This is a genomic window from Microbispora hainanensis (genome assembly GCF_006874475.1).
Lineage (GTDB): Bacteria > Actinomycetota > Actinomycetes > Streptosporangiales > Streptosporangiaceae > Microbispora > Microbispora hainanensis.
Window position 1 is genome coordinate 12,041 of record NZ_VIRM01000008.1, and the last position, 12,830, is coordinate 24,870.

Consider the following 12,830-nt stretch of genomic DNA (forward strand, 5'->3'; position numbering starts at 1 on the left):
GCGCGCTTCCGGGTGCGCGCCCGCGTCCTGCCATACCGTCACTGGAGCGTGTCCGGTCCGCCCTCCGCGGCCCCGGACGGGACGCGCTTCCGTCTTCCCCGGCGATGTGACGGAGGCCGGATCAGTCGGCAGTATTGGCTACGTTCATGACCTGCCGTTGAACCGATCCAGGGGGGATCCACCTCGTGTTGCCGCTGTCGCCCGTGACGCCGACTCCTGAGCCGACCGTCGTACCGGACCTGGACGTGCTCGGGGAGAAGGTGTCGCAGGCGTGCCAGAACAACGACGGCATCTTCTGCACCGTCATGAACAGCGCCTTCCCCGACCGGGATTTCCCCGCCTGGGTGCAGCTCGTGGCGGGCATCGTCGACGTGCTGCTCCTCGTCGCCCTGATCCTGGCCGGGGCGCTGATCATCCGTAACGTCGTGCACCGGCTGATCACCCGGCTCACCATGCGGGCCAGTGTGGGCGTGCTGCCGGAACGGCTGCGCGGCAAGAGCGTGCTGACGAGCGCGGAGGCCGCGGCGGCGATCATGACGGAGCGCCGCAGGGCGCGCGCCGAGACGATGGGCTCGGTCCTGCGGAGCCTCTCGTCCGTCGTGATCCTGGGCACCGCGGCCTTGATGGTCTTCGCGAAGCTCGGGGTCGATCTGGCGCCGCTGCTCACGAGCGTCGGCATCATCGGTGTGGCGGTCGGCTTCGGTGCCCAGGAGCTGGTCAAGGACTTCATCGCCGGCATGTTCATGCTCCTGGAGGACCAGTACGGCGTGGGCGACGTGATCGACACCGGGGTGGCCGTCGGCACGGTGGAGGCCGTCACGCTCCGCATCACCCGCCTGCGCGACTCCGACGGCAAGGTCTGGTATGTGCGCAACGGCACGATCACCCGGATCGGCAACGAGTCGCAGGGCTGGTCGAGGGCCGTGGTGGACGTGCCGGTGCCGTACGACAGCGATGTGGCGACGGTCCGCGAGCTGCTGAACGACCTCGCCCGCGACATGTGGGAGGACCCGGACTACCGGGACACGGTCATCGTCGAGGAGCCGCAGGTCTTCGGCCTGGAGTCGATCTCGGGCTCGTCCGTCATCTTCCGCGTCAGCGTGAAGACCGTGCCGGCGCGGCACCTGGAGGTCGCCCGCGAGCTGCGCCTGCGGGTGAAGCGGGCCTTCGACGAGAAGAGCCTCACCTTCGCCGCCTGACCTTACCCATCGGTAACTGTCTTAGGCTGAAACCGTGACCAGCGAGCAGACCCTGTCCTTCTACGAGGCGGTCGGCGGCGAGGAGGCCTTCGAGCGCCTCGTCCGCCGGTTCTACGAGGGCGTCGCGGAAGACCCCCTGTTGCGCCCGATGTACCCCGAGGAGGACCTCAGCGGCGCGGAGGAGCGGCTGCGCCTGTTCCTCATCCAATACTGGGGCGGCCCGCGGACCTACAGCGAGCAGCGCGGCCATCCCCGGCTGCGGATGCGGCACGTGCCGTTCGTCATCGACGAGGCGGCACGGGACGCCTGGCTCAGGCACATGGGCGACGCCGTGCGCTCCCTCGGCCTGCCGGCCGAGCGCGAGAAGGAGCTGTGGGACTACATCGTCTACGCCGCCCACAGCATGGTCAACGCATAAGCGACCGAAGCAGCGGGCAGCCCAAGACTCATGGAAACAACCCCCTGGTGGCGTGACGCCGTCGTCTATGAGATCTACGTCCGCAGTTTCGCCGACGCCTCCGGCGACGGTGTGGGCGACCTGGCGGGAATCCGCGACCGCCTGCCCTACCTCGCCGGGCTCGGCGTCGACGCGATCTGGCTGACCCCTTTCTATCCCTCCCCCATGGCCGACGGCGGTTACGACGTGGCGGACTACCGTGACGTCGATCCGTTGTTCGGGTCGCTGGCCGACTTCGACGACCTGGTCGCCGACGCGCACGCGCACGGCCTGCGCCTGATGGTGGACATCGTGCCGAACCACAGCTCGTCGGCCCACCCGTGGTTCCAGAAGGCCCTGGCGTCCCCCAGGGGCTCCCAGGAGCGCGAGCGGTACATGTTCAGGGACGGGGGCCCGGAAAGCGGCGGAAGCGGCCACGGAGAGCCGAACAACTGGCTGTCTACGTTCGGAGGCCCGGCCTGGACCCAGGTGCCCGACGGGCAGTGGTATCTCCACCTGTTCGCGCCCGAGCAGCCCGACTTCAACTGGCGCAACCCCGAGGTGCGGGAGGAGTTCCTCGACGTCCTGCGGTTCTGGCTCGACCGGGGGGTGGACGGCTTCCGGATCGACGTCGCGATGGGGCTGATCAAGGCGGAAGGGCTGCCCGACACCGATCCGGGCTTCAGCTCGCGGTCGCCGATCTGGAGCCGGCCCGAGGTGCACGACGTCTATCGCGACTGGCGGCGGGTGCTCGACTCCTATCCCGGCACCCGCGTCGCCATCGGCGAGGTCTGGACCGACTCGGCCGAGGACCTCGCGCTGTATGTGCGGCCCGACGAGCTGCACCAGAGCTTCAACTTCGCCTGGCTTGAGGCCCCCTGGTCGGCCACGGCCTTCAGGAAGGTCATCGACGACACCCTCAAGGCCGTCGCCTCGCCGACCTGGGTGCTGTCCAACCACGACGTCGTACGGCACGTGACCCGCTATGGCCAGGGGTCGCTCGACCCGGGGGCCGGCCTGGCACGGGCCCGTGCGGCGCTGCTCGCCCTGCTCGCCCTGCCGGGCTCGGCCTACCTCTACCAGGGTGAGGAGCTCGGGCTGCCCGAGGTCACCGACCTGCCTCCGGAGGCGCGCCAGGACCCGATCTTCGCGCGGTCGAACGGCGAGGTGCCGGGCCGCGACGGCTGCCGGGTGCCGCTGCCGTGGTCGGGCACCGAGCCGCCGTACGGCTTCGGGCCGGGTGGGTCATGGCTGCCGCAGCCGGCCGGCTGGGCGGACCTCACGGCCGAACGGCAGGCGGCCGACCCGTCCTCGACGCTCTGGTTCTACCGACGGGTGCTGCAGACGCGGCGCGAGCTGCGCGGCACACTGCCCGACGCGATCACGTGGCTGGAGTCGCCGGAGGAGACGCTGCTCTTCCAGCGGGGCCGCCTGATCTGTGTGATCAACTGCGGCGAGGGGGCGGTCGCGCTCCCGCCCCACGACCAGGTGCTGATCACCAGCGGCCCGCTCGACGGGACGGCCCTTCCCGCCGACACGGCGGCCTGGCTGCTCACCGGCTGATCCCCCCCCCCCGTCTCCCCCCCGTCTCCGCACCGGCCGCCGGCTTCGGCGCCTGCTCTGGCCGCGGGCTCCGCCCGCCCGCTCCGGCCGTCGCGGCCGGTCACGGAGCGTCGGCGAGAAACTGCCTGAGATATGCCAGCTCGTCTTCGTCGAGCCTCCGGGGGCGGGCCTCCGCGGCGTCGTAGGCGACCAGGACCGTGCGCGCCTCGACGTAGAGCGTCTCGTCGTCGCGGATCTCGTACGCGAGGGTGAAACGCACCCGGGAGATCTCGGTGACCCACATCTCGACGCGTACGGGATCGATGCGGAAGGTCAGCGGCCGCCGATAGTCGATCTCGTGCCGGGCGACCACCAGGTCGTGCCGGCGGCCGCCGAGCTCACGGGGCCGCTCCCACAACATCGACACCCGCGCGTCCTCGAGGTAGTCGAGGAAGCGGACGTTGTTGACGTGGCCGAAGCTGTCGATGTCGGCGAAGCGCACCTTGCGCTCGAAGACGAAACGGGTCGACTGCTCTGGAGGATGGCGTAGCTCGGTCACCGGTCAAACCTAACGGGCCCCCGTTCCCGGCACGGAGGCGGGGACGGGGGCCGTGTGAGGCGCAAGGAACGCCGCTCAGTCGCGGGTGAGCTTGCGGTAGGTGACGCGGTGCGGGCGGGCGGCGTCCGCGCCCAGCCGCTCGATCTTGTTCTTCTCGTAGTCGGCGTAGTTGCCCTCGAACCAGAACCAGTTCGAGCCCTCTTCCCACGCCAGGATGTGGGTGGCGATGCGGTCGAGGAACCACCGGTCGTGCGAGGTGATCACGGCACAGCCCGGGAAGTCGAGCAGCGCGTTCTCCAGGCTGGACAGCGTCTCGGTGTCGAGGTCGTTGGTCGGCTCGTCCAGGAGCAGCACGTTGCCGCCCTGCTTGAGGGTGAGCGCGAGGTTGAGCCGGTTGCGCTCGCCGCCGGACAGGATGCCCGCGAGCTTCTGCTGGTCGGGGCCCTTGAAGCCGAACGCCGCGACGTACGCCCGCGAGGGCATCTCGACGTTGCCGACCTTGATGTGGTCAAGCCCGTCGGAGACGACCTGCCAGACGTTCTTGGCGGGGTCGATGCCGGCCCTGCCCTGGTCGACGTACGAGATCTTGACGGTCTCGCCGACGGTGATGGCCCCGGTGTCCGGAGTCTCGGACCCGGTGATCATCCGGAAGAGCGTGGTCTTGCCGACGCCGTTCGGGCCGATGATGCCGACGATGCCGTTGCGCGGCAGGTCGAAGGACAGCTCGTCCATGAGCAGCCGGTCGCCGAAGCCCTTGCTCAGCTTCTCGGCCCGGATGACCGTCGTGCCCAGGCGCGGGCCCGGCGGGATCTGGATCTCCTCGAAGTCGAGCTTGCGATACTTGTCGGCCTCGGCGGCCATCTCCTCGTAGCGCTGGAGACGGGCGCGGCTCTTCGTCTGGCGGGCGCGGGCGTTGGAGCGCACCCACTCCAGCTCCTCCTCCAGGCGCTTCTTGCGCTTGATGTCCTTCTGGCCCTCGACCTTCAGACGCGCGGCCTTGGCCTCAAGGTAGGTGGAGTAGTTGCCCTCGTAGGGGTAGCACCGGCCCCGGTCGAGCTCCAGGATCCAGTTGGCGACGTTGTCCAGGAAGTAGCGGTCGTGGGTGACGGCCAGGACGGTGCCCGGGTACTTCTCCAGGTGCTGCTCCAGCCACTGGACGCTCTCCGCGTCGAGGTGGTTGGTGGGCTCGTCGAGCAGCAGCAGATCGGGCTGCTCCAGCAGCAGCTTGCACAGCGCGACCCGGCGCCGCTCACCACCGCTGAGCTGGGTCACCTCGGCGTCCGGCGGCGGGCACCGCAACGCGTCCATGGCCTGTTCGAGCTGGCTGTCGAGGTCCCACGCGTTGCGGTGGTCGAGCGCGTCCTGCAGACGGCCCATCTCCTCCAGCAGCTCGTCGCTGTAGTCGGTGGCCATCTGCTCGGCGATCTCGTTGAACCGGTCGAGCATCGCCTTGGTCTCGGCGACGCCCTCCTCGACGTTTCCGAGCACGGTCTTCGACTCGTTGAGCGCCGGCTCCTGCATCAGGATGCCGACCGTGAAGCCGGGCATCAGCCGGGCCTCGCCGTTGGACGGCTGCTCCAGCCCCGCCATCATCTTGAGCAGCGTCGACTTGCCCGTGCCGTTCGGGCCCAGGACACCGATCTTGGCCCCCGGCAGGAACGACAGGGTGACGTCGTCGAGAACCACCTTGTCACCGTGCGCCTTGCGCACGCGCTGCAACGTATAGATGTACTCCGGCATACCTTCAAGCCTAGGGGATCGCACCGGCAGCGCCGTCCGCGCTGCGCGGAGGTGGGGCCACTGGGGCTGCGGGGAGACAGACTCTGTCCCTGCCGAGCTCCTTCGCTCGATAGAGGGCGAGGTCGGCGGCGGCCAGCAGCTCGATCAGGTCCTCACCGTGGACGTTCATGATGGCCACCCCGGCGGAAACCGTGACCGTGACCGTCGCCTGCTCGGCAGGGACGACCATCCGGCCCACCCGGGTGCGCAGGCGCTCGGCCACCCGCCTCGCCTCGTGCACGTCGGCGCCGGGCAGCAGCACGACGAACTCCTCGCCGCCGAACCGCCCCACCACGTCGTACTCGCGCAGCTGGGTGCGGAGCGTGGCCGCCACCTGGGCGAGGACCTGGTCGCCCACCAAGTGGCCGTAGGTGTCGTTGACCTTCTTGAAGTGGTCGATGTCGACCAGGACCAGCGCGAGGGCGTCTCCGGTCCGCTGGGCCCTGACGATCTCCGTGTCCGCCTCCCGCTGCCAGGCGGCCGCGTTGAGCAGGCCCGTCTTCGGGTCCGTACGCGCCGCGGCCTGGAGCTGGGCGTGCAGCAGGCTTCGCTGCAGCAGCACGACGGGCGGCAGCACGAGCAGCAGCAGCGCCAGGTTGAGGCCGCAGACGACGGCGACGAGCACGCCGAGGCAGAGCTCGACCGCGTCGAGCAGGACGCGCTCGCGGTCCCACAGAACCTCGCCCCAACGGCCCTCCGGGTCGGACGCGTGCGCCGCGACCGCGATCAGCGCGGTGTTGAGCACCGTGAACAGCACCGCACAGGCCGCCGCGACCGCGATCGCCTCGCCCTTCCCCGACGACAGGTCCGCGGCGGAGGGGACCCAGCGGTGGAAGACGGCCGAGGCGGAGCCCGCCGCGATTCCGATCGCCGCCGCGCTGAACACGCGGCGATACAGCACGGTCGCCCGGACCCTGAGCTGGAGCAGGATCTGCATCGGTATGGGCGCGAGCAGGGCGTATACCGGCGGAAGCAGGAACGCCACCGGCAACCACCAGGCGGACAGCAGGTCACGGGACACACCGGCGGGCATGCCGAGGCGGCGGGTGGCCTCGATGCACACCGCGCCGCAGACGGTGAGCGCGCCGAACATGACGAGGTGAGGGGCGTGGAACGCGGTCGACTTCGCCAGCACGGCGATCAGGACCGCGTCGAACGCCACGATCGCGCACACGTAGGACACGAGCGCGGGCGGCTGGGCCAGCAGCGGCCAGCGATTTCGCGAGCAGATCGCGCTTCGCGGTCTGGCCGAGGTCTGACCGGTTGCCGTCATCCCGCCCCCCAGTAGCCGAAGCCATCTCACGATGAGTAACACAATAGTTGCGGAGTGTGCGATGCGCGACGGGAACCGCTACCTTGGCACGTTGGCCATCTGCATCTGAGGGGCTGAAAAGGCATCTGCGGCGGTTTGCGCGACGCGCGTTTCGCGTCCTCCGGGGCGGCGCGCAGACCCGGCTCCGCCCACCGCATGCTACGTGGTGCGGGGAAGCGGCGGCAGCGGCAGCGGCAGCCCCGGCAGGCCGTCGATACTGGTCGCGACGTGCTCCTTCTTGTGGAAGTACGCGTCGAGCGACTCGTCGGTCTCGCGTCCGAACCGCGATCCGTGCAGCGGGCGGTCCCCTTCGTAGGTCATGAACGGCACGGAGTAGCCGCACGTGTCACGGATCTTCTCGGCGGTCACGACGATGATCGCCCGCAGGCCGTGCCGGGTCGGGTCGATGTCCGGGAAGTGGCGCATCAGCCCGGCCCAGCGTGGATCGTCGCGGAAGACCGGCTCTCCCCGGCCGTGCACGCGCACGATGGTGGGAGGACCGTCGAAGGCGCACCACATCAGGGTGATGCGGCCGTTCTCGCGCAGGTGGGCGATGGTCTCGGCGTTGCTGCCCGCGAAGTCGAGGTAGGCCACGGTGAGCTCGTCGATCACGGCCGACGAGCCGGTCAGGCCCTTGGGTGAAAGGTTGACGGTGCCCTCGCCGTCCAGCGGCGCGGTCGCGGTGAAGAAGATGTGCTGCGCCTCGATGAAGGCCCGCAATCTCCCGTCTATCCGCTCATAGCTCTTCCCCATGCTCCGAGTATCCCCCCGGTGATCCCGCACGGCGGGAGCAGAAACGCCCCAGCGGGCGAGCGGACAGTCCAGCAGGTGCGGGGGCGGCCCAGCGGGGGTGTGGGAGCGGGGACGGCTCCCCAGTCCCGCGCGCCGCCGAAGCCTTCTGCGGAGTCTCAAGCTGAAGAACGCCGTCAGGCGCCTGGCGGGGCGAGCACGATGTCGAAGCGCACCTTGCTCCAGGTGCCGTCGATCACCCGCCCGTCAGGGGTCGGAGTGCCGGCGGGCTGCCGCTCGAACTTCTTGATCAGCGATTCCTTGACCCCGAAGACGGAGTCGTTCCAGCCGATCGGGTCGCCCTCGGGGAAGATGTGCGTCACCAGCGTGCGCCCGTTCTCATGGCTGACCATGAAGTGCAGGTGCGATGCCCGCAGCGGGGACCGGCCGACCGCGGCGAGCATCTGCCCGACCGGGCCGTCGTCCGGGATCGGGTAGGGCGTCGGGGTCAGCGCCCAGAACCGGTAGCCGCCGCCTTCGGCCGAGAACAGGTGACCGCGCGCGGAGCGCTTGGCCCCGTCGTACTGCACGTCGTAGAGGCCGGTCTCGTCGGCCTCCCAGACATCGATGCGCGCCCCCTCAAGCGGGTTGCCGTCCGTGTCGGTCACCGTGCCCTCGACCCAGCACGGCTCTCCCGGGGCGCCGAAGGCGACGTCCCCGCCGAGCTCGACGCGTGGCGAGTCCTCGACGAAGAACGGGCCGAAGACCGTCGCCTCGGTGGCGTCCTTGTAGGCCGCGTTGTTGACGTTGATGGTCTGCATCGAGGCGCCGAGGGTGTCCGACAGCAGGATGAACTCCTGACGCACGTCGTCGGTGATGTGACCGGCCCTCGTGAGGAAGCCGATCGCGGCGCGCCACTCCTGCTCGGTCAGTCGCACGTCCCGGATGAAGGCGTGCAGGTGCTTTACCAGGGCGATCATCAGCTCCCTCAGCCGAGGGTCCGAGCAGTCGGCGAAGGAGGCGACGACGTTCTCGACCAGCTTGGCCTCGACGGCCTCCTGCGCGGGATCGATCTCTCGGCGGACGGGTCCCTGAGTGCCCGCCTGGGCCGATCCCGGGTTTCCCTGGCTGCTCATCGACGCTCTCCTTCCCACGCGGCACGCAACAGCGCGGTGAGGTTCTCTTCGGTCACCGGGGTCGGATTGCCGGCCGGCAGGGCCGCCATGATCGGCGCGACCGCCTTGGTGATGCCTTCCTCGGGCATCCCGTAGTCCTTCAGGGCACGTGGCACGCCGACCTCCGCCCGCAGCGCCGCGAGCCCCTCGACGGCGGTGGCGGCGCCGAAGGCCGCCGCGATGCGCCGCTCGGCCTCGGGCGCGCTCGGAGCGTTGAAGGCCAGCACGTGCGGCAGCACGACGGCGTGGGTCTGCGCGTGGGGCAGGTCGAACATGCCGCCGAGCACGTGGCAGATCTTGTGGTGCAGCCCCGAGCCTGCCGACGCGAACGCGACCGCGGCGAGGTGGGCGCCGTACAGCGTCTGCTCGATGCCCTTGATCGCACCGCCGTCCGCCGCGACGACGGGCAGCCCTGCGGCCAGGGCGCGGATGCCCTCGCCCGCCAGTGCCCGGTCGATCGGGTCCGCCCGCGGTCCCCACATCGAGTCGACGCAGTGGGCCAGCGCGTTGAGCCCCGATGCCACGCTCATGTCGGCGGGCAGTGAGGTGAGCAGCTCGGCGTCGTAGACGATCGAGCGCGGCAGCACCTTGTCGTCGACGCCGGTGGTCTTGGTCCCGCCCTTGGTCAGGCCCCAGACGTTGGTCGCCTCGGAGCCCGCGTAGGTGGTCGGGACGGCGACGACCGGCAGGCCGGTCGTCATGGCGACGGCCTTGCCCAGCCCGGTGGCGGACCCGCCGCCCACGGTGACCACGACGTCGGCCTCGGCCGCCGCGGCGGCCGTCCGCGCCCGCCCGGCCACTTCGACCGGGACGTGCATGACGACCTCCTCATGCCGCTGCACGACCGGCAGCCGTGCCGCGATCGGGTCGGCGACAGCGGCCGCGCGGCCGGAGGCGATCAGCATGACCCGCTGGGCGCCGAGGAGGGAGACTTCCTCGGCGACCGCCTCCGGCGAGCCGCCGGAGGCGAAGACGACACGCTGCGGCAGCGTCGCGTGGACGAACCTCATGCCCGCCCCCGCGGCTTCAGCGCCGAAGCGCCCAGAACGCCGGAAGGGACGCCGGAAGGGACGCCGGGCAAGCTCGTCGGGCGCCGGGCGATGTGCGTGTGGGGGCGGACCAGCAGCACGCCGGACTCCTCTGCCTCGCGAAGTTTGGCCCGGTCATAGTACAGATCGTGACAAGTGACCACGCCCCACCGCCACCGTCTGGCGTCCCGGTCCTGGCCGCCACCGCCGCGATCGTTGATCGCAAGGCTCTGACCAGTGCGCCCAACGCTCACCGCATGCCGGATGCTTCCCGCTACCTGGGCCGGCCGCTTGCCGGGCTGCTCGGCACCACCCATCTGAGCACCTGACAAGGCTCTGCTAGGCCGCCAGTGCGGGCGGCAGCCAGGCGGCCTCGCCGCTGTCTCGCAGGCCGCGCTCCGGCTCCGTCACCTCGCCCGCCACATCGCCAGTCACATCGCCAGTCACATCGCCGGCCACCCTGCCGGCCATCTCGTCCGCCGCCCCGTCCGTCGCGCTTCCCGTCGCGCCGTCCTCTCCGCTGATCTCCCCCGTGCTGATCTCCCCTGTGCCGATCTCTCCGGTGCCGCCGGTCTGGAACGCCGCGTCGTGTGCGCCTCGCGCGCCGACGAGGGCGTCGAACGCCTCGTCGTCGTCTCCGTCGGCGACGGACGCCGCACTGGACCCGCTGAACCCGCTGGGCCCGCTCGGGGCGCTGGGGCCGCTGCGACTGGCCAGCTCCCATTCCCGCGTCGCGTCTTCCATCGAGTGGCGCTCGTCGTCGCTGGGCGCGCCCGCCGCGTAGGACCGGATCGGCTTCTCGAACGTGGCGATGCCCCACTTCAGGTCATGGCCCACCGAGCTCGCCTCGATCTCCGCCCAGAACCGCTGCTCGCCGTCGCGCTCGAACTGCTTGATCCGCAGCTTGCCGTACACCACGACCGGGTGTCCCCTGCGGATCGACTGCTGCACGTTGTCCGCCAGCCCTCGGTAGCAGCGCACGGTGTAGTAGGTGGTGTCCCTGGTCTGCCAGGTGTTGGTCTGCTGGTCGAGGACGCGCCTGTTGACGGCCATCCGCATCGAGGTGACCCGCGAGCCGTCGCGGAACTGATACTGCCGGGGGTCGTCGGTGACGTTCCCGCTCAGCGTGACGTAGATGTCGTTCATCGAAGTGCCTCCCCGGCCCGGTCACTCGCCGGGCTCGGGGGACACACTGGCCCCGCATCGCACCACCTCGCGGGTCAGAACCGCGTTCTGTGGACGAAGCCACCCCTGTGGACAACTCTCCGGGCCGCCGGCCAGAGGACGGGCGGCGGGACATCCGGTGCCCGGCGGCAGGGTTAAGCGGCAGGGTTCAGCGACGGGGTTAAGAGACGGGGTTCAGCGGCAGGATTCAGCGGCGGGGGTTCAGCGGCGGGTGGCGGCCATCGCGCCGAAGAACTCGTTGTAGCGCTGCAGTTCGCGTTCGAGCGGCTGGACGACCATTTCCTGCGCCAGGACGCCCACGCGGCGTCTCATGTCGTGCTCCAGCCGGTCGCGTTCCTTTCCGGCGGCGAGCACCACGAAGTTTCTGCTCGCCATGGCCGAGAACAGGCCGAGCCCGAGGACGCTGAGCATCATCAGCCCCACCCAGGGCAGCACGGCCACGTCGCCGAGCACCTCGGACGGCGGACGGCCCACCTTGAAGACGCCGTACGCGATGATCGCGCCCGCCCAGGCGAGGCTCGCGACGAACATGAGCACCAGGAGGTACTGCCAGATCTTCAGCAGCCACCACCAGACGGGCACACGGTCGAGCGGCGGAGCCACCTCCGACAGCTCGCCCGACAGCGCCTCGGGAAGCTCGTCCACCCGCGAGCGGGCCGCCTCGCGCACGCCGTCGCGCCACACCTCCGGCATGCCGCCCGTCAGCCCGTCGGCGAGCGCCTGCACCGCGTTGTCCACCTCGGCGGGCTGAGCGGTGACCGAGCTCGCGACAAGGCCGCGGATGTCGTCCTTCACGGCCCCCAGGCGCAGGCTCTTGAGCGGGTCGGGCCGCATCCGGGCCACCCATCGCGCGTACGGCCAGCCGACCCATTGGTCCGACCGGACGGCGTACACGTTCTCGAGGGCCTCGCCGAGAGCGGAGACGCCGATCGCGTCGCACAGCGCCTCGACCAGCCCGGCGCGCCGCGCGCCGTCCACCGTGGGCTCCACCCGCAGCAGCTCCGGCACGTCCTTGACCAGGCGCTGCACCAGCCGGTCGAGGTCGGCCTCCAGGCGCTGGTAGGCCGCGCGCCGCGCGGCCACGGACTCGGCGAGGACGGCCTTCAGGCTGTCGACGCCCTTGCCGGTGGTGGCGGACGTCGCGACCACCCGGGGATGGGTGACGCCCTCACGGCGGAGAAGGTCCTCCAGGTCGGCCACGCACTCCGCCTGCTCCTCCGGGGTGAGCCGGTCGGACTGGTTGAGCACGAAGACCGTCACCGCGTCGTGCCTGTTCAGCTCGGTCACGTAGCGCCGGTGTACCGAGGCGTCGGCGTACTTCTGCGGGTCGAGCACCCACACGATGAGATCGGCCACCTGGATCAGCCGGTGGGCCTCGTGGTCGGTGAGCGCGCGGATCGAGTCGTGGTCGGGCAGGTCGAGCAGGATGAGGCCGTGCAACTGGCTCTCGCCCTTGTCGAGGGCGCTGGCGCGGGCGAACCGGTGCCGCCACTGGATCTGCAGCCAGTCGAGCAGCGGGCCCGCGCCGTCGATGCCCCACACGCAGGCGTGGGTGCGCGCGGTGGTCGGCCTGCGTACGCCGATGGGCGAGAGCTCCAGCCCCGAGACGGCGTTGAACAGGGAAGACTTGCCGCTGCCGGTGCCACCGGCGAGCGCCACGACCGTGTGGTCGGACGACAGCTTGAGCCGGTCGCCGGCGCGCAGCAGGAGCTGGGCGGCCTCGGTGACCAGCGCCGGGTCGAGCCGGCCCTGTCCCAGCTCGACGATCTTGGCCAGGGCGGCGAGCCTGGGGCCGAGCCCGTGCTGGGTTTCGGCGGTGCTGAGAGCCGTCATGGATTCCTCACCGTGGTGCCGGAGACGTACCCGCGCCTGATCTGCCGGATCGG

The 12,830-nt window shown here is 70.5% G+C and carries 11 protein-coding genes and 1 pseudogene; 4 read left to right on the forward strand and 8 right to left on the reverse strand.

Annotated features, from left to right (window positions below):
• Positions 1–203: 203 nt before the first annotated feature.
• The 3 genes and pseudogenes from FLX08_RS08795 (at position 204) to FLX08_RS08805 (ending at position 3,198) form a co-directional block, all read left to right on the forward strand.
• The gene (locus tag FLX08_RS08795) at positions 204–1,199 is read left to right on the forward strand and encodes a mechanosensitive ion channel family protein (protein ID WP_244312498.1); all 996 of its coding nucleotides are present in this window, start codon (positions 204–206) and stop codon (positions 1,197–1,199) included.
• A gap of 52 nt (positions 1,200–1,251) precedes the next feature.
• Positions 1,252–1,611, forward strand: a pseudogene (locus FLX08_RS08800) (globin); the annotation flags it as partial.
• A gap of 36 nt (positions 1,612–1,647) precedes the next feature.
• The gene (locus tag FLX08_RS08805) at positions 1,648–3,198 is read left to right on the forward strand and encodes a glycoside hydrolase family 13 protein (RefSeq protein WP_142617734.1); all 1,551 of its coding nucleotides are present in this window, start codon (positions 1,648–1,650) and stop codon (positions 3,196–3,198) included.
• Between the two features lie 100 nt (positions 3,199–3,298).
• Here the strand turns inward: FLX08_RS08805 and FLX08_RS08810 are convergent, their stop codons facing one another.
• The 6 genes from FLX08_RS08810 to FLX08_RS08835 all read right to left on the reverse strand — a co-directional run bounded on the left by FLX08_RS08810 (position 3,299) and on the right by FLX08_RS08835 (position 9,741).
• Complete coding sequence (locus tag FLX08_RS08810; RefSeq protein WP_244312499.1) at positions 3,299–3,736, reverse strand: acyl-CoA thioesterase; 438 nt, start codon at positions 3,734–3,736, stop codon at positions 3,299–3,301.
• Positions 3,737–3,811: 75 nt separating this feature from the next.
• Entirely contained in the window at positions 3,812–5,476 is a 1,665-nt protein-coding gene (gene ettA / locus FLX08_RS08815; protein WP_142617735.1) for an energy-dependent translational throttle protein EttA, read from the reverse strand.
• Positions 5,477–5,486: 10 nt separating this feature from the next.
• A complete protein-coding gene (locus tag FLX08_RS08820; RefSeq protein ID WP_142617736.1) occupies positions 5,487–6,788 on the reverse strand; it encodes a GGDEF domain-containing protein in 1,302 nt (433 codons plus the stop codon).
• A gap of 198 nt (positions 6,789–6,986) precedes the next feature.
• Positions 6,987–7,580 (reverse strand): pyridoxamine 5'-phosphate oxidase family protein, encoded by a 594-nt coding sequence (locus FLX08_RS08825; protein WP_142617737.1) that lies wholly within the window; start codon positions 7,578–7,580, stop codon positions 6,987–6,989.
• A 173-nt stretch (positions 7,581–7,753) separates the two neighbouring features.
• Positions 7,754–8,692: a dioxygenase family protein gene (locus tag FLX08_RS08830; RefSeq protein ID WP_142617738.1), complete on the reverse strand. Its 939-nt coding sequence runs from the start codon at positions 8,690–8,692 to the stop codon at positions 7,754–7,756.
• Positions 8,689–9,741 carry a maleylacetate reductase gene (locus FLX08_RS08835; RefSeq protein ID WP_142617739.1) on the reverse strand — a complete coding sequence of 351 codons (1,053 nt, stop codon included), beginning with the start codon at positions 9,739–9,741 and terminating at the stop codon, positions 8,689–8,691. The genes FLX08_RS08830 and FLX08_RS08835 overlap by 4 nt, the downstream gene beginning before the upstream one ends.
• 167 nt (positions 9,742–9,908) lie before the next feature.
• Here FLX08_RS08835 and FLX08_RS40480 point away from each other — a divergent pair, with 167 nt between their 5' ends.
• Positions 9,909–10,088 (forward strand): hypothetical protein, encoded by a 180-nt coding sequence (locus FLX08_RS40480; protein ID WP_167530329.1) that lies wholly within the window; start codon positions 9,909–9,911, stop codon positions 10,086–10,088.
• 10 nt (positions 10,089–10,098) lie between these two features.
• On the opposite strand, the gene FLX08_RS08845 is transcribed toward FLX08_RS40480, so the two are convergent.
• The gene (locus FLX08_RS08845; protein WP_142617741.1) at positions 10,099–10,905 is read right to left on the reverse strand and encodes a single-stranded DNA-binding protein; all 807 of its coding nucleotides are present in this window, start codon (positions 10,903–10,905) and stop codon (positions 10,099–10,101) included.
• A 240-nt stretch (positions 10,906–11,145) separates the two neighbouring features.
• Entirely contained in the window at positions 11,146–12,777 is a 1,632-nt protein-coding gene (locus FLX08_RS08850; RefSeq protein WP_142617742.1) for a GTPase, read from the reverse strand.
• Between the last annotated feature and the right edge of the window lie 53 nt (positions 12,778–12,830).